At 64.3% G+C, this 19,937-nt stretch carries 17 protein-coding genes; 11 read left to right on the top strand and 6 right to left on the bottom strand.

The window, feature by feature from the left end; all coding sequences use genetic code 11:
* Window positions 1-44 precede the first annotated feature (44 nt).
* From hexR to zwf, 3 genes are all read right to left on the bottom strand, one after another.
* Window positions 45-890, bottom strand: a complete 846-nt coding sequence (gene hexR / locus C556_RS0118110) for a transcriptional regulator HexR (RefSeq protein ID WP_018749664.1) — start codon at window positions 888-890, stop codon at window positions 45-47.
* Window positions 891-1,008: 118 nt separating this feature from the next.
* A complete protein-coding gene (gene pgl, locus C556_RS21120; protein ID WP_018749663.1) occupies window positions 1,009-1,707 on the bottom strand; it encodes a 6-phosphogluconolactonase in 699 nt (232 codons plus the stop codon).
* A gap of 212 nt (window positions 1,708-1,919) precedes the next feature.
* Window positions 1,920-3,371: a glucose-6-phosphate dehydrogenase gene (gene zwf / locus C556_RS0118100; protein WP_018749662.1), complete on the bottom strand. Its 1,452-nt coding sequence runs from the start codon at window positions 3,369-3,371 to the stop codon at window positions 1,920-1,922.
* 320 nt (window positions 3,372-3,691) lie between these two features.
* Here zwf and edd point away from each other — a divergent pair, with 320 nt between their 5' ends.
* The 8 genes from edd (at window position 3,692) to C556_RS0118060 (ending at window position 13,224) form a co-directional block, all read left to right on the top strand.
* Window positions 3,692-5,515: a phosphogluconate dehydratase gene (gene edd, locus C556_RS0118095; protein ID WP_018749661.1), complete on the top strand. Its 1,824-nt coding sequence runs from the start codon at window positions 3,692-3,694 to the stop codon at window positions 5,513-5,515.
* A gap of 90 nt (window positions 5,516-5,605) precedes the next feature.
* A complete protein-coding gene (locus C556_RS0118090; protein ID WP_018749660.1) occupies window positions 5,606-6,226 on the top strand; it encodes a bifunctional 4-hydroxy-2-oxoglutarate aldolase/2-dehydro-3-deoxy-phosphogluconate aldolase in 621 nt (206 codons plus the stop codon).
* A gap of 140 nt (window positions 6,227-6,366) precedes the next feature.
* Window positions 6,367-7,380 (top strand): type I glyceraldehyde-3-phosphate dehydrogenase, encoded by a 1,014-nt coding sequence (gene gap, locus C556_RS0118085; protein WP_018749659.1) that lies wholly within the window; start codon window positions 6,367-6,369, stop codon window positions 7,378-7,380.
* Window positions 7,381-7,625: 245 nt separating this feature from the next.
* Window positions 7,626-8,702 carry a porin gene (locus C556_RS0118080; RefSeq protein ID WP_083930667.1) on the top strand — a complete coding sequence of 359 codons (1,077 nt, stop codon included), beginning with the start codon at window positions 7,626-7,628 and terminating at the stop codon, window positions 8,700-8,702.
* A gap of 284 nt (window positions 8,703-8,986) precedes the next feature.
* Entirely contained in the window at window positions 8,987-10,195 is a 1,209-nt protein-coding gene (locus tag C556_RS0118075; protein WP_018749657.1) for an ABC transporter substrate-binding protein, read from the top strand.
* Window positions 10,196-10,308: 113 nt separating this feature from the next.
* Window positions 10,309-11,208 (top strand): carbohydrate ABC transporter permease, encoded by a 900-nt coding sequence (locus C556_RS21115; protein WP_018749656.1) that lies wholly within the window; start codon window positions 10,309-10,311, stop codon window positions 11,206-11,208.
* Window positions 11,201-12,058: a carbohydrate ABC transporter permease gene (locus C556_RS0118065; RefSeq protein ID WP_018749655.1), complete on the top strand. Its 858-nt coding sequence runs from the start codon at window positions 11,201-11,203 to the stop codon at window positions 12,056-12,058. The genes C556_RS21115 and C556_RS0118065 overlap by 8 nt, the downstream gene beginning before the upstream one ends.
* Window positions 12,059-12,132: 74 nt before the next feature.
* A complete protein-coding gene (locus C556_RS0118060) occupies window positions 12,133-13,224 on the top strand; it encodes an ABC transporter ATP-binding protein (RefSeq protein ID WP_018749654.1) in 1,092 nt (363 codons plus the stop codon).
* A 66-nt stretch (window positions 13,225-13,290) separates the two neighbouring features.
* Here C556_RS0118060 and recR read toward each other — a convergent pair whose 3' ends face one another.
* The 3 genes from recR to dnaX all read right to left on the bottom strand — a co-directional run bounded on the left by recR (window position 13,291) and on the right by dnaX (window position 16,196).
* On the bottom strand, window positions 13,291-13,890 hold the full coding sequence (gene recR / locus C556_RS0118055) for a recombination mediator RecR (RefSeq protein ID WP_018749653.1): 600 nt from the start codon (window positions 13,888-13,890) through the stop codon (window positions 13,291-13,293).
* Between the two features lie 61 nt (window positions 13,891-13,951).
* Entirely contained in the window at window positions 13,952-14,281 is a 330-nt protein-coding gene (locus tag C556_RS0118050) for a YbaB/EbfC family nucleoid-associated protein (RefSeq protein WP_018749652.1), read from the bottom strand.
* Window positions 14,282-14,336: 55 nt separating this feature from the next.
* Window positions 14,337-16,196 carry a DNA polymerase III subunit gamma/tau gene (dnaX, locus tag C556_RS0118045; RefSeq protein ID WP_018749651.1) on the bottom strand — a complete coding sequence of 620 codons (1,860 nt, stop codon included), beginning with the start codon at window positions 16,194-16,196 and terminating at the stop codon, window positions 14,337-14,339.
* A 61-nt stretch (window positions 16,197-16,257) separates the two neighbouring features.
* Between dnaX and C556_RS0118040 the strand changes: the two genes are divergently transcribed.
* The 3 genes from C556_RS0118040 to guaA are packed head-to-tail and all read left to right on the top strand — an operon-like array spanning window position 16,258 to window position 19,520.
* A complete protein-coding gene (locus tag C556_RS0118040; RefSeq protein ID WP_026263198.1) occupies window positions 16,258-16,458 on the top strand; it encodes an oxidoreductase-like domain-containing protein in 201 nt (66 codons plus the stop codon).
* A complete protein-coding gene (dacB, locus tag C556_RS0118035) occupies window positions 16,455-17,906 on the top strand; it encodes a D-alanyl-D-alanine carboxypeptidase/D-alanyl-D-alanine endopeptidase (protein WP_157236263.1) in 1,452 nt (483 codons plus the stop codon). The genes C556_RS0118040 and dacB overlap by 4 nt, the downstream gene beginning before the upstream one ends.
* 57 nt (window positions 17,907-17,963) lie before the next feature.
* A complete protein-coding gene (gene guaA, locus C556_RS0118030; protein ID WP_018749648.1) occupies window positions 17,964-19,520 on the top strand; it encodes a glutamine-hydrolyzing GMP synthase in 1,557 nt (518 codons plus the stop codon).
* Window positions 19,521-19,937 lie beyond the last annotated feature (417 nt).

Here is a 19,937-nt window from a genome sequence, read left to right as displayed (position 1 = left end):
TATCGCAAGAGGCGTAGGGTGCAGTCGTCCAGGGTGGGCCTGGATCAGTTTTCGTGTCCGCGCACCCGCTTTTCCTTCAGGTTGCGCTTCATCTTTTCCAGCTGGTCGATCAACTCGGGGCCGCGCTTGAGCGCGACGCCGACGGCCAGCACGTCGATGATCACCAGGTGCACGATGCGGGTGATCATCGGGGTGTAGAGGTCCGGGTCTTCCATGGTATCGGCGTACAGGCAGATCGAGCAGCGTTTGGCGAGCGGGCTCTTGCTGTGCGTGATGCCGATGACATCGGCGCCGGCATCGCGGGCGATCTCCACCGAGCGGATCAGGTCGAGCGTACGGCCGGAGTTCGAGACCGCCACCACCGCGTCGCCGGGCTTGAGCATCGAGGCGCTCATGCCGTGCATGTGGGGGTCGGTATAGGCCACGGTGGGCACGCCCAGGCGGAAGAACTTGTTCTGCGCGTCGATGGCCACCGCGCCGGACTGGCCCTGGCCCCACACTTCGATCTTGTGGGTGTTGGCCAGCACGCGGATGGCCTTTTCCAGCGCTTCGGTATCCAGCTCGTTGCGACAGCGCAGCAGGTGGGAGATGTTGTTGTCGAACAGCTTCTTGGCCAGGTCGTGCGCCGAATCGTCGGCGGACACCATCGAGTGCACGTAGGGCACGCCGGACACCAGGCTGCGGGTGAGCCGCAGTTTGAAGTCCTGCAGCCCCGAGCAATTGAGGCTGCGACAGAAACGAATGACAGTCGGTTGCGACACGTCCGCCAGATCGGCGATCTGCGCAATCGGCGCGTTGGCCACCAGATTCGGTTGGGCCAGCACCAGCTCCGCGACTTTCCGCTCCGATTTGGAGAGGGAGTCGATCACGGTCTTGATGCGTTCGAGCATGGGATGGTCTCACTCAAACGACGGGGCGGATCTGGATGAAACCACGCCCCTGATTTTTAGGCAGTGCCCTTGTGAAGGCGGGGCCGTGTCGCGGCCCCGCTCCCTGTTGTATCTGGTATCAAGCCGCCCAGAATACGTGCTTCTCACCGGCCACCGCGTCCAGCACGCGGCGGATCGGATATTGCGCGGTGACCGGCTTGTCCTCGGTCAACGCGGTGTGCAGCAGCGCCTTCTTGCCTTCGCCGGTGATGTGCACGATCACTTCGCGCGCCTTGGCGATGGTCGGCAAGGTCAGCGTGATCCGGCGATGCGGCGCGACCGGCGGCGTCACGGCGGCGACCAGCGCGGTCGAAGCGCAGGCGGCCTCCAGTTCCGGCGCCTCGGGGAACAGCGAGGCGGTGTGGCCATCGTCGCCCATGCCCAGGATCAGCACGTCGAACGGCTGGGGCAGAGTGGCGAAGCGCGCTTCGATCTCGGCCTGGCCGGCGTGCGGGGTGTCGGCGGCGGAGACCGGCGACACGAAGCGCGCGGCGGCGGCGCGGTTGACCAGCAGGTTCTGGCGCACGGTGCGCTCGTTGCTGTCGGCATGCGCGACCGGCACCCAGCGCTCGTCGACCAGGGTCAGCGACACGCGCGACCAGTCGATGTCCTTCTCGGACAACGCCTTGAACATGCCGGCGGGGGTGCGGCCGCCCGAGACGGCCGCGCTGGCCTGCCCGCGCGCCGCAATGGCGGCGGCAAGTGCCTGGGCGATGGTCTCGGCCAGTTGGTGGTCCAGTTCGTCCTTGGACGCGTATTCATGCCATTGCAGGGACATCGGAAACCCTCAAAGTATCTCTAAACCTTGCCGCTTGCCGCTCTGTGGCCGCGTGTGACGTGGCGAAGAGCGGGCGGTCTGTGCGATGCGTGGCTGCTGATGCGGGGCGATCCCGGCGTGTCCGGCAGGGTGGGCGGGACGCTGGATCGGCACGCCCGCCCGGATCGGACGGGCATGCCAGGCGGTGCGGCCGCGCAAGGCGGCCTGCGCGATCAGCCTTCTTCGTGCCAGCTTACGCCTTCGCGCGACAGCAGGGCGGAAGAGGCGGCCGGGCCCCAGGTGCCGGCGGTGTACGGCTTGGGCGCGTCCAGGCTGTTTTCCCAGGCTTCGAGGATGGGCTCGACCCACTTCCAGGCGGCGCGTTGTTCATCGCGGCGCACGAACAGCGACAGGTCGCCGCGGATCACGTCCATCAACAGGCGCTCGTAGGCTTCCGGGCTGCGGCTCTCGAAGAATTCCTTGAAATCGAGGTCCAGATGCACCGGGCGCAGGCGGAACTGATTGCCCGGCTCCTTGGCCATCAGGTACAGGCGTACCGATTCGTCCGGCTGCAACTGGATCACCAGGCGGTTCGGCGTGGTGTTGCGGCCGAAGATGGAGTGCGGTGCTTCGCGGAAGTTGATGACGATCTCGGCCAGACGTTCCTGGAGCCGCTTGCCGGTCCGCAGGAAGAACGGCACGCCGGCCCAACGCCAGGTCTGGATCTCGGCCTTGAGCGCGACGAAGGTCTCGGTTCGGGAATTGGCCGGCACGCCGGGCTCTTCCAGGTAACCCGGCACCGGCTTGGCCGATACGGCGCCGGCGCGATACTGACCGCGCACCACGTTGGTGAGCACGGTCTCGGGAGTCAGCGGCTTGAGGGCGCGCAGGATCTTCAGCTTTTCGTCGCGTACCGCGTCGGCGTCGATGCTGGCCGGCGGCTCCATGGCGACGATGGTCAGCAGCTGCAACAGGTGGTTCTGGATCATGTCGCGCAGCGCGCCGGCCTTGTCGTAGAAGTCGGCACGGGTCTCCACGCCCACCTGTTCGGTCACGGTGATCTGCACGTCGCGGATCCACTCGCGGCGCCACAGCGGCTCCAGCAGCGTGTTGGCGAAGCGCAGCGCGATCAGGTTCAGCACCGGCTCCTTGCCCAGGTAGTGGTCGATCCGGTAGATCTGGTGTTCTTCGAAGTGCTCGCCGACTTCGTCGTTGATCTTGTTCGACGATTCCAGGTCGTGGCCCAGCGGCTTTTCCAGCACCACGCGGGCGTTGCCCTGGTTCAGGCCGACGCCGGCCAGGCTCTTGGAGATCGGGGCGAACAGGTCGGGCGCGGTGGACAGATAGAACACGCGCACCCGGTTGGGGAATTCATTGAGCACATCGGCCAGATCCTGGAACTCCTCGGGGATGGTGGCGTCCACCTTGAGGTAGGAAATGCGCTCGGCGAACGATTGCCAGTCGGCATCGTTGTAGTGCTTGCCCAGATAGCCCTGGGCCAGGGAGTGGGCCTTGGACAGATAGGCCGAGGTGTCGGCGACGCTGCGGCCCAGGCAGATGATGCGACCGGCGGTGGGCAGATTGCCGTCCTGATGCTGGTGGTACAGCGCCGGCAACAGCTTGCGCATCACCAGGTCGCCGGTGCCGCCGAACAGCACCATGTCGAATGCTTCGATAGGGGTCATGACTATCCTTCCTCGTGGGAGAAGCCAGCCGCATGCCGGCCAGGCCGGGGCTGCCGAATGTAGTAAGACTATGTAATCTTACTACGTACACAAAAAACCGCGCAAACGGTTTCTCCTGGGGCCGCGCCAATATTGACTTGGCGGCGATCCGAATCCCGTGAACCCGCGCCGATGCTGGATTTTGTTGCGGTGCAGCACGCGGTGGCGGCGGGTAAATGCCGGTTGAAGTTGTTACGCCATTGTAGTAAAACTACGGTCTACTTCTTGTAGTGTCATTGCTCGTCGCTACTGGTTCCATCGTCCTGCTTCTGGAGTTCGTCATGCCTCTCCATTCCCGCCTTGCCGAGATCACGGCCCGTATTGCAGCGCGTAGTAAGGAATCGCGCGGCCGCTATCTGCAACGTCTGGAGGCCGCCGCCCAGAAGGAGCCGGTACGCAAGGGCCTCGCCTGTACCAACCAGGCGCACGCCTGGGCCGCTGCGCCCGGCGGCGACAAGCTGATGCTGCGCGAGATGCGCCAGCCCAACATCGCCATCGTCTCGTCGTACAACGATATGCTGTCGGCCCACCAGCCGCTGGAGACCTTCCCGGCGCTGATCAAGGAAGCCGCGCGCCAGGTCGGGGCAACCGCCCAGTTCGCCGGCGGCACACCCGCCATGTGCGACGGCGTGACCCAGGGTCAGCCGGGCATGGAGCTCAGCCTGTTCAGCCGCGACGTGATCGCCATGAGCACCGCGGTGGCGTTGTCGCACAACGTGTTCGATGGCGTGGTCTGTCTGGGCGTGTGCGACAAGATCATTCCCGGCCTGCTGATCGGCGTGCTGCAATTCGGCCATCTGCCCGCGGTGTTCATTCCCGCCGGCCCGATGACCTCCGGTATCTCCAACAAGGACAAGGCCGCCGTGCGCCAGCGCTTCGCCGAAGGCAAGTGCGACCGCGACGAATTGCTGGCCTCGGAAGAGGGCAGCTACCACGGCCCCGGCACCTGTACCTTCTACGGTACGGCCAACTCCAACCAGATGCTGATGGAAGTGATGGGCCTGCACCTGCCGGGTGCCGCTTTCGTCAATCCCAACACCCCGCTGCGCGACGCGCTGACGGTGGCCGCCGCGCAACGCGCCGCGGCGATCACCGCATTGGGCAGTCAATACACCCCGGTGGGCAAGGTGGTCGATGAGCGCGCCATCGTCAATGGCATCGTCGGCCTGCTGGCGACCGGCGGCTCGACCAATCACACCATCCACCTGATCGCCATCGCCCGCGCCGCCGGCATCGTCATCGACTGGAGCGATTTCGACGACCTGTCGCAGATCGTGCCGCTGCTGGCCAAGGTCTACCCCAACGGCTCGGCGGACGTGAACCACTTCCACGCGGCCGGCGGCATGGGCTACCTGATCCGCGAACTGCTCGACGCCGGTCTGCTGCACGAGGATGTGCTGACCAACGCCGGGCAGAGCCTGCGTCACTATGCCGAAGAGCCGTTCCTGGCCGAGGGCAAGGCGGTCTGGCGCCCGGCGCCGAGCGCTTCGGGCGACGACAACGTGCTGCGTCCCGCCACCCGGCCGTTCAGCGCCGATGGTGGCTTGCGCCTGCTGGCGGGCAACCTGGGCCGCTCGGTGATCAAGATCTCCGCCGTGGCGCCGGAACATCGGCTGGTCGAGGCGCCGGCCATCGTGTTCGACGACCAGGACGACGTGCTCGAAGCCTTCAAGCGCGGCGAACTGGAAAAGGACTTCATCGCCGTGCTGCGCTTCCAGGGGCCTCGCGCCAATGGCATGCCCGAACTGCACAAGCTCACCCCGGCGCTGGGCGTGTTGCAGGATCGCGGCTTCAAGGTGGCGCTGGTGACCGATGGCCGGATGTCGGGTGCGTCGGGCAAGGTGCCGTCCGCCATCCACATGACGCCGGAAGTGGTGTCCGGTGGCCCGCTGGGCAAGGTGCGCAATGGCGACATCCTGCGCCTGGATGCCGAGGCCGGTGTGGTCGAGGCCAAGGTCGACCCGGCCGAGTGGGCTGCGCGCGAAGTGGCGACGGCCGATCTGAGCCGGAACGGCCACGGTATGGGGCGCGAATTGTTCGCGTCGTTCCGTGCGGCGGCTACCGGCGCGGAAGAGGGCGCGATCTCGCTCGGTCTGGCGCATTAATTATTCAGTGATTCGATTGGCTGGCGGTCAGCTGGCATAGGCGTGGCCGGTTCGCCGACCGCTGTATTCAATCTGCAAGAAGAGTCAAACATGCAAATCCGCGAAATCATGCGTTCGTGCCCGGTGATGCCGGTGCTGGTGATCGATCAGATCGAACACGCCGTGCCGCTGGCACGTGCCCTGGCGGAAGGCGGTATCCGCGTGCTGGAAGTGACGTTGCGTACCGAAGCCGGCCTGGCCGCCGTCAAGGCGATTGCCGAATCCGTGCCGGAAGCCATCGTCGGCGTGGGCACCGTGGTGCGCCCCGAGCAGTTTGCCCAGGCCAAGGCGGCCGGCGCCAAGTTCGCCGTGACACCGGGCCTGACCGAGAAGCTGGCGCTGGCGGCCAAGGAAGCCGGTATTCCGCTGCTGCCCGGTGTGATGACCCCGTCGGAAGTGATCGCCGCAATGGAACTGGGCTTCGACGCGCTCAAGCTGTTCCCGGCCGAGCAGGCAGGCAGCCTGGGGATGCTGAAGGCGCTGGGCGGCCCGCTGCCGCAGGTGCTGTTCTGTCCCACTGGCGGCGTGACCCCCGAATCGGCGCCCAAGTTGCTGGCCCTGCCCAATGTCGGCTGCGTCGGCGGTTCCTGGCTGGCACCGAAGGACAAGCTGGCCGCCGGCGATTGGGCCGCGATCACTGCTTTGGCGCGCGAAGCCGCCGGTTTCCGCTAATAATAGTGATTCTTGCCTTGGGCAAAGCCCGTGGCGTAAGGCTTTGCGGCCGCGCAAAATGACGCAGCTTGTCTGTGGTCATACTTGCGCGGCAGTTTTCAATACGGTTTTTTGGAATCGATCTTCCAGGAGCAACTAACATGGCAATCCGCATCGCAATCAACGGCTACGGCCGTATCGGCCGTAACGTTCTGCGCGCGCTGTATGAATCGGGCCGTACCGACGAATTCCAGATCGTCGCCATCAACGACCTGGGCGACGCCAAGACCAACGCCCACCTGACCCAGTTCGACACCGTGCACGGCCGCTTCAACGGCACCGTCTCGGTGGAAGGCGAATACATCGTCGTCAACGGCGACAAGATCAAGGTCTGCGCCGTGCGCAACCCGGCCGAACTGCCGTGGAAGGATCTCGGCGTGGACGTGGTCATGGAATGTACCGGCCTGTTCACCACCAAGGAAAAGGCTTCGGCTCACCTGACCGCTGGCGCCAAGAAGGTCATCATCTCGGCTCCGGGCGGCGCCGACGTCGACGCCACCATCGTCTACGGCGTGAACCACAAGGTACTGAAGGCGACCGACACCGTCATCTCCAACGCCTCGTGCACCACCAACTGCCTGGCCCCGCTGGTCAAGCCGCTGCACGACAAGCTGGGCATCGTCTCCGGCCTGATGACCACCGTGCACAGCTACACCAACGACCAGGTGCTGACCGACGTGTACCACAGCGACCTGCGTCGCGCCCGTTCGGCCACCCAGTCGATGATCCCGACCAAGACCGGCGCCGCCGCCGCGGTCGGCCTGGTGCTGCCGGAACTGAACGGCAAGCTGGATGGCTTCGCCGTGCGCGTGCCGACCATCAACGTATCGCTGGTGGACCTGACCTTCACCGCTTCCCGCCCGACCACCAAGGAAGAAATCCACGCCATCCTGAAGGAAGCGTCGGAAGGTGAACTGAAGGGCATCCTGAACTACAACGAGCTGCCGCTGGTGTCGCACGACTTCAACCACGACCCGGCGTCGTCCACCTACGAGGCATCGCAGACCAAGGTTTCGAACGGCACGCTGGTGAAGGTGCTGTCGTGGTACGACAACGAGTGGGGCTTCTCCAACCGCATGCTCGACACAACCAAGGCACTGTGGAACGCCAAGTAAAAACCGGGCCGAAACCCAATAAAACCGCCGCTTAGCCGGCGGTTTTTTCATGCCATCGTTTTAGATAAGCGGTGGATTGTTGCGTACAAGCGACAAACCCGGGGTCGAAGATGTTTCAGGTTTGCGGGTGCTTGGGGGCTTCTTTATTCTTCGTCCCTAGGGTAAAGCCGGATGTGAAATGAACAGAAGGCCTAACCGCTTACAAGCTGGTGTAAAAACCAACTCTTAAATCAGGAGACCTATAAATGTTCAAGCGTGCTCTGGTTGCTGCCTCCGTCGCAGCCGTATTTGCCGCCCCGGCTTTTGCTGACGTGACCATCGGCGGCTCCGCCGAGATGGACTTCATGTACCGTACCAACCAAAACGCCGATGGCGATGGCAAGTTCCTGGAAGAAATCGCCATCGTGGTGAACGTTTCCGGCAGCGACAAGCTGGACAACGGTGCCACCCTGGAATGGAAGCTGGCTCAAAAGGTTGCTACCGACTATCGCTACGACAGCTGGGGTCAACGTGAAGCCTGGATCGGCTACAAGGGCGACTTCGGTTCGGTTCGCTTCGGTAACCAATTCTCGAACTTCTACCTGATGCAAGACTGGCCGTACGGCTGGAAGGGCCAAGGTAACCTGTGGGCCGATGCTGGCGCTCACCAAGTTCAATACCCGCGTGCCATCAGCTACTTCTCCCCGGACTTCAGCGGCTTCAATTTCGCTGCTCAATACGACCTGGGCACCGGTACTGCTGACAACGCCGCTGGCGCTGACGGCTACTCCTACGAAATCACCGCCAACTACGGCGTTGGTGGCCTGTCGATCAACGGCGGCTACATGCACACCGAAGGCTACTCCTCCGGTACCGAAGCTGTTGCTCCGGGGTTTGCTGGCTGGGGTAAGGAAGACGAAAGCAAGTACGCCACTGACGTCGAAGCTTCGTCCTACATGATCGGTGCTCGTTATGTGTTCGGCGATTTCAACATCACCGGCGCGTATCGTCACAACGAATGGCGCAATGCCTTCGTTTCGGCCGACAGCAAGATCGACAACGACCAATGGCTGGTTCGTGGTGGTTACAACTTCGGCAAGCACGCTCTGAACCTGGGCTACCAGATTTGGACCGACTTCAGCGATATCGACGATTCGTCGATCCAGCAAATCGCCTTCGAATGGGACTACAGCCTGTCGAAGAACTCGGTTGCCTTCCTGCAGATCCGTCACCAAATGCTGGATGACAATGTTACTCGCTTCGGCGGCTGGCAGCTGGACGGCCTGGGCAGCGATGACGACAACGTCACCCGCGTTCTGGTTGGTACCTGGACCGGCTTCTAATCAATTCATCTGAATTGACTAGTGCTTGAAAAGGGCAGCTTCGGCTGCCCTTTTTTCATTTCTGTTTTTTTATCCCTTTCTGGCCTTGCGCCTCCTCGTGCCAGTGTGCCAATCCGGTCATTCGCAATCATTCGCAAATACAGCAATCGCCTTACATAGCACTCCTCATTCCGTAGCCAATTGCGAGTGACTACAGTTGGTGCATCGAGCACCGCCATGGGGCGGCTCGTGCCTAGGAGATATAACAAATGCAAGCTTTGCGTATAACGCTCTGTGCCGCCACGATGGCGGTCGCGTTTGCGGCCAATGCCGCGGAAGTGGAGGTGTTGCACTGGTGGACTTCCGGCGGTGAAGCGAAGGCTGCCGCAGAACTGAAGAAAATGCTCGAGGCCAAGGGGCACAAGTGGAAGGACTTCGCGGTCGCCGGTGGCGCGGGCGAGAACGCGATGACCGCACTGAAGACGCGCGTTGTCTCCGGCAACCCGCCCACGGCCGCCCAGATCAAGGGCCCGGCCATCCAGGAATGGGGCGAAGAGGGCGTGCTGGCATCGATCGACGATGTCGCCAAGAAGGAAGGTTGGGACAAGCTGCTGCCGCCAGTGGTCTCCAACGTGATGAAGTACAAGGGCAGCTACGTGGCCGTGCCGGTGAACGTGCATCGCGTGAACTGGCTGTGGGTGAACCCCGAGCTGCTGAAGAAGGCCAACGCCAAGGCGCCGAATACGCTGGATGAATTCTTTGCCACCGCCGAAGCGCTGAAGAAGGCCGGCATCCAGGCCGTGGCCTATGGCGGCCAGCCGTGGCAGGACGCCACCGTGTTCGAAACCGTCGCCCTGGCCGTGGGCGGTCCGGACTTCTACAAGAAGGCTTTCGTCCAGCTCGATGCCAATGCGCTGAAGAGCCCGACGATGATCAAGTCGCTGGAAACCTACAAGCGCATCAAGCCCTACACCGACAAGAACAGCGCCGGCCGCGAATGGAACCTGGCGACCGCCATGGTCATCAACGGCAAGGCGGCGATGCAGTTCATGGGTGACTGGGCCAAGGGCGAATTCCTCGCCGCCGGCAAGGTGCCGGGCAAGGACTTCCTGTGCCTGCCGGCGCCGGGCACCGCCGGGGACTACACCTTCAACATCGACAGCTTTGCCATGTTCAAGCTGCCGAACAAGGATGCGGAAAAGGGCGAGAAGGACTTCGCCTCCGCCGTGATGAGCACCCAGTTCCAGGAAGTGTTCAACCTGAACAAGGGCTCGATCCCGGTCCGCGCGGGCATGGACATGTCCAAGTTCGATGCCTGCGGCCAGCAATCGGCCAAGGATTTCCAGACCACCTCGAAGAAGGGCTCCCTGCTGCCGTCGTTCGCCCACGGCATGGCCATGCATTCGGCCACCCAGGGCGCCTACTACGACGCGATCTCGCAGTTCTGGAACGACGACAAGATGACCGCCAAGCAAGCCGCGGACAAGCTCGTCGCCGCTGCCAAGGTCAAGTAATCCCGCTGTAGCGCCCGGCCCCTCACGGCCGGGCTCCTCTCATCGGAGGCACGTCGTGACACAACGGCGGCCGCCGGTTCCTGCGCCCTGCGGGAACGTCTGGAGAAACGATCATGACGCAATTCAATGGGCCGGCGCAGTACGGTTTCGCGGAGCGTTGGCTGCCGCGACTGGTTCTGGCCCCGTCATTCCTGCTGACGCTGGTGTTCATCTACGGCTTCATCGCTTGGAATGGCTATCTGTCCTTCACCGCCTCCCGCCTGCTGCCCAACTACGAATGGGTCGGACTGGCACAGTACGAGACGCTGTTCGCCAACGAGCGCGCCTGGGTGGCGGTGAAGAACCTTTTCATCTTCGGCAGCCTGTTCATCGGTGGCGGCATGGCGATGGGCATCCTGCTCGCGGTCTTCCTCGACCAGAAGATCCGCGGCGAAGGCGTATTGCGCACCATCTACCTGTATCCGATGGCGTTGTCCTTCATCGTCACCGGTACCGCCTGGAAGTGGATGCTCAATCCCGGGCTGGGGCTGGAAAAGCTGGTACACGACTGGGGCTTCACCAGCTTCACCTTCGACTGGCTGGTAAACCCCGACATGTCGATCTACACGGTGGTGATCGCCGGCATCTGGCAATCGTCCGGCTTCGTCATGGCGTTGTTCCTTGCCGGCCTGCGCGGCATCGACGATTCCATCATCAAGGCGGCGCAGATCGATGGCGCCACCCTGCCGCGCATCTACTGGCGCATCGTGCTGCCGGCGCTGCGTCCGGTGTTCTTCTCCACGCTGATGATCCTGGCGCACATCGCCATCAAGAGCTTCGACCTGGTCATGGCGTTGACCGGCGGCGGCCCTGGCTTCTCGTCCGACGTACCCGCCACCTTCATGTACGCCTCGGCGTTCACCCGTGGCCAGATGGGTGTTGGCGCGGCGTCCGCCATGATGATGCTGGCCACCGTGGCCGCCATCGTGGTGCCGTATCTCTATTCCGAACTGCGAGGCAGCCGCCATGGATAACCAGAACAAGTTGTGGCGCATCGCGCTGTATGGGGTACTGCTGTACGCGGCGGTGTATTACCTGCTGCCGCTGTACGTGATGGTCACCACTTCGGTGAAGAGCATGGACGAGATCCGCGCCGGCAATCTGATCGCGCTGCCGATGAGCATCACCTTCGATGCCTGGAGCAAGGCCTGGTCGTCCGCCTGCACCGGGGTCGATTGCGGTGGTCTGTCCGGGTATTTCTGGAACTCGGTGAAGATGGTGATCCCGGCGGTGCTGATCTCCACCAGCCTGGGCGCGATCAACGGCTACGTGCTGTCCAAGTGGCGCTTTCGCGGCTCAGAACTGACCTTCGCGCTGATCCTGTTCGGCGTGTTCATCCCGTTCCAGGTGGTGCTGCTGCCGATGGCGCAGACGCTGGGCTGGTTCGGGCTGGCGCGCTCGGTGGCCGGGCTGATCTTCGTACACGTGGTGTTCGGCATCGCCTCGACCACGCTGTTCTTCCGCAACTACTACGTCGGCATTCCGGACGAGCTGATCAAGGCGGCGCGACTGGATGGCGCGGGCTTCTGGCGCATCTTCTTCAAGGTGGTGCTGCCGATGTCGACGCCCATCGTCATGGTGGTGCTGATCTGGCAATTCACCCAGATCTGGAACGACTTCCTGTTCGGCGTGGTGTTCTCCTCCGGCGACAGCCAGCCGATCACGGTCGGCCTCAACAACCTCGCCAACACCTCGACCAGCGTCAAGGAATACAACGTGGACATGGCCGCCGCCATCATCGCCGCGCTGCCGACCATCGTGGTCTATGTCCTGGCGGGCAAGTACTTCGTGCGCGGCCTGACCGCCGGCGCGGTCAAGGGCTGATCGTCCGGCCTATCGCTTCAAAGCAGGGCGCCGCCGCGACGGCATGGCGCCCGCATCCAAAAACGGAGAAACACATGGGCGCTCTCGCCATCAAAAACGTCACCAAGCGCTTCGGCGACACCCACATCCTCAAGGGCATCGACATCAACATCGATTCCGGGCAGTTCCTGATTCTGGTCGGCCCGTCGGGCTGCGGCAAATCGACGCTGATGAACATCATCGCCGGCCTGGAGGCCCCGACCTCGGGCGAGGTACAGATCGGCGACCGCGTGGTCAACGACGTGGCTCCCAAGGATCGCGACATCGCCATGGTGTTCCAGAGCTACGCGCTGTATCCCACCATGAACGTGCGGCAGAACATCGCCTTCGGCATGGAAACCCGCGGCGTGCCCCGCAAGGAGCAGGACGAAACCATTGCCCGCGTGGCGAAGATGTTGCAGATCGACCACCTGCTCGACCGCAAGCCCGGCCAGCTTTCCGGCGGCCAGCGCCAGCGGGTGGCGATGGGGCGTGCGCTGGCGCGCAACCCGACGCTGTTCCTGTTCGACGAACCGCTGTCCAACCTGGACGCCAAGCTGCGCGTGGAGATGCGCACCGAGATCAAGCAACTGCACCATCGCCTGAAGACCACTATCGTCTACGTCACCCACGACCAGATCGAGGCCATGACGCTGGGCGACCGCATCGCGGTGATGAAGGATGGCGTGATCCAGCAGTTCGGCAGCCCGGAAGAAATCTACGAGCGCCCGGCCAACCTGTTCGTGGCCGGCTTCATCGGCTCGCCGTCGATGAACTTCATCGACTGCCATCTGGCCGAGCAGGACGGCGCCGTCGGCGTCAGCCTGCAAAGCGAGGGCGGCGCGCGCTTCGTGTCGTTGCCGGATGGTCAGCGCTTCGCCGGGCACCTGGGCCAGAAGGTGATCCTGGGCGTCCGCCCCGAGCAGATCGAAGTGGCCGAGGAGGATGAACCGGCGCTGCTGTGCAAGGTGCACCTTACCGAGCCCACCGGCCCGGACACCATGATCTTTACCCAGATCAACGGTAAGGAAGTGATCGCGCGGGTGCATCCGCGGGCCGCCGGCCGGCCGGGCGACAGCATGCGGCTGAAGCTGGACCTGGGCAAGGTGGTGCTGTTCGATCCGCAGAGCGAAGCGCGCCTGGGCTGAACGCTCATCGGCTTCGCCAGGCAAAAGCCCCGCAATCGCGGGGCTTTTTTCATGTCGGGGATCGGTTCAGAGGTGGCGGCGTTCCACCAGCGCCTGCGCCAGCGTGCCCGGGTCCACGTGTTCCAGCTCGCCACCCACCGGCAGGCCGCGGGCGATGCGGCTGACCGACAGCCCGCGGGCCCGCAGCATTTCGGACAGATAGTGCGCGGTGGCTTCGCCTTCCACGGTGAAATTGGTCGCCAGCACCACCTCCTGCACCTCGCCGTCGCTGGCGCGCGTCAGCAGGCGTTCCAGCGCGATGTCCTTGGGGCCGATGCCATCCAGTGGCGACAGCCTGCCCATCAGCACGAAGTACAGGCCGTGGAAGGCCAGGGTCTGCTCCACCATCATCAGGTCGGTGGGCATCTCCACCACGCACAGCTTGCTGTGGTCGCGTTGCTCGTCCGCGCAGATGTCGCAGACTTCCGCCTCGGTGAAGGTATTGCAGTGGCGGCAATGCTTGAGCGTGGCGATGGCGTATTCCAGCGCGTGCGCCAGATTCACCGCGCCGCCCTGGTCGCGTTGCAACAGGTGGTAGGCCATGCGCGTGGCGGATTTGGGGCCGACGCCGGGCAACACGCGCAGCGCTTCGATCAGCTGATTGAGGGAGGACGGGGTCACGGCCATGGGAAAGGTGGGGCGGGTGGGGCCGGCGGTGAGCGGTGCCCACGCCGGCCAGGTCCGTCGATCAGAACGGCAGCTTGAATCCCGGCGGCAGCGGCAGGCCGGCGGTGAAGCCCGCCATCTTTTCCTGCGAGGTGGCCTCGGCCTTGCGGGCGGCATCATTGAACGCGGCGGCGATCAGGTCTTCCAGCATCTCCTTGTCGTCGGACAGCAGGGAATCGTCGATCGACACGCGCTTCACCGCGTGCGAGCAGGTCATGACCACCTTGACCATGCCGGCCCCGGCCTGGCCTTCCACTTCCAGGTTGGCCAGCTCTTCCTGCGCCTTCTTCATGTTTTCCTGCATCTTCTGGGCCTGTTGCATCAGGTTGCCCAAACCGCCTTTGTTGAACATGGCTGCTCCTTGGTTTCGAATGGAATGGTTCGGGCCCTGTCGGCCCGAGGGGGGATCAGAGTGGCCGGATCGAATCCGGCACTACCGTCGCGCCCAGATCGCGCACCAGCGCCTGGACGAATGGATCGTTCTGGATCGTAGCTTCGGCGGCCTGCTGCCGCGCGTGCTTTTCACGCAGGGCGATGGCGGCCGGCGTGTCGCCGGTGGCTTCCCCGAGTGCCACCTCGACCTGGATCGGCCGGCCGAAATGATCGGTTAGCGCGCCGCGCAGCTTCTCCTGGTAATCGCGCGTGGCGACCGCCTTGTGCGCTTCGGCGACACGGAAGATGAAGCGGTCGGACTGGAACTCCACCAGCTCCGCATGCTGCGCCAGCATGCCGGCCGCGCCCAGCTTCAACTGCACCACCAATGCACGCCAATCGCCATCGAATTCGGGCGGTGCCGCGGGAAGGGCGGGTTCGGGTTCCTCCTCAGGCATCGCCGCGGGCCCGGGGGGTACATAGAGCCTCTCGGCCGGTTCCGGCGCGGGTTCCGACCAGACGGGTTCCGGCTCGACTTCAGGTGGCGGGGGCTCGATCGCTGCCTTGGGGGGCGTCGCGTCCGACGCAGCTTCCTCCCACGGCGCCGGCTCCTTGGGCATGGCCTGGGCTGGTTCAGCTTTGACTGGCGCAGGCGCAACCGGCGCGATGACCGGCGAGGCCACCGGCGCCGGCGCAACGCTGCTGCTTGCCGGCATCGCGGGCGCGGGCTGGGCCACCGGCGGGACAGGGGGCGCCTGCGGCGCCATCGTCGCCGGCTCGCCCGCCGGCGCGAGCCTGATCTGTCCGGGCGTGGCGGGCGCGAATGCCAGCATGCGCAGCAAGGTCATGGTGAAGCCGGCGTATTCGTCCGGCGCCAACGGCAGGTCGCGCCGACCGTGCAGCGCGATCTGGTAATAAAGCTGACTGTCTTCCGGCGCCAGCGCCTGCGCCACCGCCACGATCTGCGGCCGTTGCGGCAGATCGTCGGCCAGCGCGCCCGGCACCGCCTGCGCCACGGCCACCTGATGCAGCAGGTGCGCCAGTTCGTGCAGCGCTGCCTCGTAGGACAGCCCACGCTCGGCGATGCCCGCCGCAGCCTTCATCAAGGCCTGGCCGTCCTTGGCGACCAGCGCCGCCAGGATCTCGAACAGATAGCTTTGATCGACCGCGCCCAGCATCGCGCGCACGCCGGATTCCTCGACCTGGCCCGCACCGTAGGCGATGGCCTGGTCCAACAGCGACAGCGCATCGCGCATCGAGCCGTTGGCCGCGTGGCCCAGCACCGGCAGCGCGCCGGCCTCGAACGGAATCTGCTCGGCGTCGAGCACCTTCTGCAAGTGGCCGGCCACCTGCTGCGGCGTCATCTGGCGCAGCGAGAACTGCAGGCAGCGGCTGAGCACGGTGATCGGCATCTTCTGCGGATCGGTGGTCGCCAGAATGAACTTCACATGACCGGGAGGCTCTTCCAGCGTCTTCAGCATCGCGTTGAATGCGCTCTTCGAGAGCATGTGCACTTCGTCGATGATGTAGACCTTGAAACGGCCCACGGTCGGCGCGTACTGCGCGTTGTCCAGCACCTCGCGGATATTGTCGATGCCGGTATTGGACGCGGCGTCGATCTCCAGCAGATCGACGAAGCGGCCGGCGTCGATCTGGGTGCAGGCGGAGCACACCCCGCAAGGCTCGGCGGTCACCCCGGTCTCGCAGTTGAGCGCCTTGGCCATGATGCGCGCGATGGTGGTCTTGCCCACGCCGCGCGTACCGGTCAGCAGATAGGCATGATGCAGGCGGCCGTTGGCGAACGCATTGGCCAGCGCCTTGATCACGTGCTCTTGCCCCACGAGTTGGGCAAAATTGAGGGGGCGCCATTTGCGCGCCAGTACTTGATAAGCCATGCGGCGGATTCTAACAGATCGCCTTTGCCCCACAGCGATCCCGATACCGGACAGCCTTGCAATGAATTCCCAGTCTTTCCCCGCCATGCCCGACGCGGACGATCCGCGTCCCGAGCCCCCTATCGAGCCCGCACTGGAAGAGTGCTGCGGCAACGGTTGCGACCCCTGTATCTTCGATACCTACGCCGCCGCCCAGCGCCGTTACCGCCAGGATCTGGCCGAGTGGGAGGCCCGGCAGGCCACGCGGCGGGCGGCACCATGAAGCGGTCCTTGATGGCCTGGATCGGCCTGATGCTGTTGGCGAACGGCGCGCAGGCGGAGACGTCGCTGGCGTCGCCGCCGTCGGAGGTGGCCGCTGCGCTGCGTGCGGCCAAAGTGCCCGTCGCTGCATTGTCGCTGGCGGTGGTGCCGTTGGCGTCGCCGCAGGATGGGCTGTATTTCAACGCCGATATCCCCGCCAACCCGGCATCGGTGATGAAACTGGTCACCACCCAGGTCGCCCTGGAAAAGCTGGGCCCGGCCTACCAGTGGACGACCGAACTCTACGGCGACGGTCCGGTGGTCGACGGGGTGTTGCGCGGCAACCTGTACCTGAAGGGCGCGGGCGATCCCAAGCTCACCTTCGAGCGGGTCTGGGTGCTGTTGCGCGACTTGCGCGCGGCGGGCATCGAGCGCGTGAGCGGCGACCTGGTGCTGGACCGCAATGCGTTGCGCCTGCCGCCGCCCAACGAATTCGACGATGACGAACACGATCTGGCGCGCGCGTTCCTGGTTACTCCGGATGCATTACTGGCCGGCTTCAAGGCACAGCGTTTCCGGGTCAGTGCCAGCCAGGGCAAAACGCGGGTGGTGGTCGAGCCGCCGTTGGCGGAGGTCGGTGTGGAGAACGCGGTGCGGGTGGCGCCGAGTGCGCCATGCACCATCGGCAACCTGCGGTTCGACGGCGATGGCCAGGGTGGCCCGACGCGGGTACGGATCTCCGGCGCGTTGCCCGAAGGGTGCAGCGTCGAACGTTATCTTTCCTACCTGGAGGCCCCGGCGTACACCGCAGCCCTGGTGCGCTCCCTATGGCGGGAGCTGGGCGGCGACCTCGGCGGGCGGACCCGCGAAGGCGCGGTGCCGTCGACCGCGACCCGCTTGGCCGCCAATGCCTCGCCCGATCTGGTCGGGGTGATCCGCGATATCAACAAGTTCAGCAACAACCTGATGGCGCGACAGTTGTTCCTGTCGCTGGGCGCGGCATACCGGCAACCGGGCGAGGCGAACGACGCGGTCAGCGCCGCGCGCGCGGTGCGGGAATGGCTGGACGAGAACGCGCTGTCCTGGCCGGAGCTGAGCCTGGAGAACGGCTCCGGTCTGTCGCGTCGTGAGCGGATTTCCGCGCGTCATCTGGCGCAGCTGCTTTTGCGCGCCGAGCAGGGGCCGTATTCGGCCGAGTTCATCTCGTCGCTGCCCATCGTCGCGGTGGACGGCACCATGAAACGTCGCCTGAACGGCAGCGGCATCGCCGGCGCGGCCCACGTCAAGACCGGCACACTGAAGGACGTGCGCGCGGTGGCCGGATACGTGCAGGCGCAGGATGGGCGGCGCTACGCGGTGGTGGGTATCGTCAATCACGCCGCCGCGCCCGCCGCGGGGCCGGCGCTGGACGCCTTGCTCGACTGGGTTGGCGACGGCGGCTGGGGCAAACTCGCTCGCGGCGGCAAGTAACGGTAAAATATCGCGTTTTTCCATCCGCCCGCGCTCGCGGGCACATTAAGGCCCGGCATGGACAAGATCCTGATTCTCGATTTCGGCTCCCAAGTCTCCCAACTGATCGCCCGGCGCGTCCGAGAGGCGCACGTCTACTGCGAACTGCATTCGTTCGACGTGTCCATCGATTTCATCCGGGAATTCAACCCCAAGGCGATCATCCTCTCCGGTGGCCCGAACTCGGTCTATGCCAGCGACTACCAGGCCGATTCCGCGCTGTTCGGCCTGGGCGTGCCGGTGCTGGGCATCTGCTACGGCATGCAATGGATGGCGCAAGTGCTGGGCGGCAAGGTCGAGGCGGGGCTGGTGCGCGAGTTCGGCTTTGCCGAAATCCGCGCGCGCGGCCACAGCAAGCTGTTCAACGGCATCGAGGATCGCAGCGGCCCCAACGGCGAAGGCTACCTGGAAGTGTGGATGAGCCACGGCGACAAGGTGGCGCAACTGCCGCAGGGCTTCGGCGTCATCGCCGAAACGCTGGCCTGCCCGATCGCCGCCATGGCCGATGAAGCGCGTGGCTTCTACGGCGTGCAGTTCCACCCGGAAGTCACCCACACGCTGAAGGGTCGGGAGATCATCAACCGCTTCGTGCTGGAAGTGGCCGGCTGCGCCCCGTCGTGGACCATGCCCAACTACATCGACCAGGCTGTCGCGCGCATCCGCGAGCAGGTCGGCGACGAGGAAGTGATCCTGGGCCTGTCGGGCGGTGTCGACTCGTCGGTGGCTGCCGCCCTGATCCACCGCGCCATCGGCGATCAGCTGACCTGCGTGTTCGTCGACAACGGCCTGCTGCGGCTGAACGAAGGCCAGCAGGTGATGAACATCTTCAACAAGCACCTCGGCGTGAAAGTGATCCACGTCGATGCCACCGAGCAGTTCCTGGGCCATCTGGCCGGCGTGACCGATCCGGAAGCCAAGCGCAAGATCATCGGCCGCGAGTTCGTGGAAGTATTTCAGGCCGAGGCACAGAAGCTGCCCAAGGCGCGGTGGCTGGCGCAGGGCACCATCTATCCGGACGTGATCGAATCGGCCGGAGCCAAGACCAAGAAGGCTCACACCATCAAGAGTCACCACAACGTGGGCGGCCTGCCGGAAACTCTGAACCTGAAGTTGCTCGAACCGCTGCGCGAACTGTTCAAGGACGAAGTGCGCGAACTGGGCGTGGCGCTGGGGCTGCCGCACGAGATGGTCTACCGCCACCCGTTCCCCGGCCCCGGCCTGGGCGTGCGCGTGCTGGGCGAAGTGAAGCGCGAATACTGTGACCTGTTGCGTCGCGCCGACGCGATCTTCATCGACGAACTGCGTGCCTTCGACTGGTACGACAAGACCAGCCAGGCGTTCGCCGTCTTCCTGCCGGTGAAGTCGGTCGGGGTGATGGGCGACGGCCGCACCTATGAATACGTGGTGGCGCTGCGCGCGGTGCAGACCAGCGACTTCATGACCGCCAAGTGGGCCGAGCTGCCCTATGAGCTGCTGGGCAAGGTGTCGAACCGCATCATCAATGAAGTGCGTGGCATCAACCGCGTGGTGTACGACGTATCCGGCAAGCCGCCGGCAACGATCGAATGGGAATAAATATCCCGCAAACAAGCAAAACAGGCCGCCCTTGGGGCGGCCTGTTTTGCGTTGCAGTGGGGTTTTGCGGGCGATGCCAACGTAATGTGTGCTTGCCGATCAGCAGGTTAAGGTGCGGATGACAATTTTGTTGAAGCGGGGAGTTGACGGTGTGAGGGGGTGTCCGTATAGTTCGGTTTCTCCGCAGCAGACGCAGCGCAGAACGAAGCGAAACGAAGAGTTTAGCAGGTTTCAAAAGCGCGGTGTCCGGTGGACTGATCTTTAACAAATTACAGCCGATGCGTGTGAGTGCTTGATGACGAATCAGCGCTCATACGTAAAAGAACCAGAGATGGTTTCTTTGAGTACGAGCCAAAGTACGAAATAAGCTAAGCGATTGAACGAAAGAGTTTGATCCTGGCTCAGATTGAACGCTGG

Source organism: Chitiniphilus shinanonensis DSM 23277, from assembly GCF_000374805.1.
Lineage (GTDB): Bacteria > Pseudomonadota > Gammaproteobacteria > Burkholderiales > Chitinibacteraceae > Chitiniphilus > Chitiniphilus shinanonensis.
Note: the sequence above shows the minus strand (reverse complement) of the source record. Positions and strands in the feature narration are given on the sequence as shown.

What these genes read in the sequence shown, in the direction of transcription:
- C556_RS0118065 (WP_018749655.1), top strand. Translation starts at nt 11,201, where the DNA reads ATGGATAACCAGAACAAGTTGTGGCGCATCGCGCTGTATGGGGTACTG.
- hexR (WP_018749664.1), bottom strand. Translation starts at nt 890, where the DNA reads ATGCTCGAACGCATCAAGACCGTGATCGACTCCCTCTCCAAATCGGAG.
- C556_RS0118080 (WP_083930667.1), top strand. Translation starts at nt 7,626, where the DNA reads ATGTTCAAGCGTGCTCTGGTTGCTGCCTCCGTCGCAGCCGTATTTGCC.
- dnaX (WP_018749651.1), bottom strand. Translation starts at nt 16,196, where the DNA reads ATGGCTTATCAAGTACTGGCGCGCAAATGGCGCCCCCTCAATTTTGCC.
- recR (WP_018749653.1), bottom strand. Translation starts at nt 13,890, where the DNA reads ATGGCCGTGACCCCGTCCTCCCTCAATCAGCTGATCGAAGCGCTGCGC.
- C556_RS0118060 (WP_018749654.1), top strand. Translation starts at nt 12,133, where the DNA reads ATGGGCGCTCTCGCCATCAAAAACGTCACCAAGCGCTTCGGCGACACC.
- dacB (WP_157236263.1), top strand. Translation starts at nt 16,455, where the DNA reads ATGAAGCGGTCCTTGATGGCCTGGATCGGCCTGATGCTGTTGGCGAAC.
- C556_RS0118050 (WP_018749652.1), bottom strand. Translation starts at nt 14,281, where the DNA reads ATGTTCAACAAAGGCGGTTTGGGCAACCTGATGCAACAGGCCCAGAAG.
- zwf (WP_018749662.1), bottom strand. Translation starts at nt 3,371, where the DNA reads ATGACCCCTATCGAAGCATTCGACATGGTGCTGTTCGGCGGCACCGGC.
- C556_RS21115 (WP_018749656.1), top strand. Translation starts at nt 10,309, where the DNA reads ATGACGCAATTCAATGGGCCGGCGCAGTACGGTTTCGCGGAGCGTTGG.
- gap (WP_018749659.1), top strand. Translation starts at nt 6,367, where the DNA reads ATGGCAATCCGCATCGCAATCAACGGCTACGGCCGTATCGGCCGTAAC.
- guaA (WP_018749648.1), top strand. Translation starts at nt 17,964, where the DNA reads ATGGACAAGATCCTGATTCTCGATTTCGGCTCCCAAGTCTCCCAACTG.
- C556_RS0118040 (WP_026263198.1), top strand. Translation starts at nt 16,258, where the DNA reads ATGAATTCCCAGTCTTTCCCCGCCATGCCCGACGCGGACGATCCGCGT.
- edd (WP_018749661.1), top strand. Translation starts at nt 3,692, where the DNA reads ATGCCTCTCCATTCCCGCCTTGCCGAGATCACGGCCCGTATTGCAGCG.
- C556_RS0118075 (WP_018749657.1), top strand. Translation starts at nt 8,987, where the DNA reads ATGGCGGTCGCGTTTGCGGCCAATGCCGCGGAAGTGGAGGTGTTGCAC.
- pgl (WP_018749663.1), bottom strand. Translation starts at nt 1,707, where the DNA reads ATGTCCCTGCAATGGCATGAATACGCGTCCAAGGACGAACTGGACCAC.
- C556_RS0118090 (WP_018749660.1), top strand. Translation starts at nt 5,606, where the DNA reads ATGCAAATCCGCGAAATCATGCGTTCGTGCCCGGTGATGCCGGTGCTG.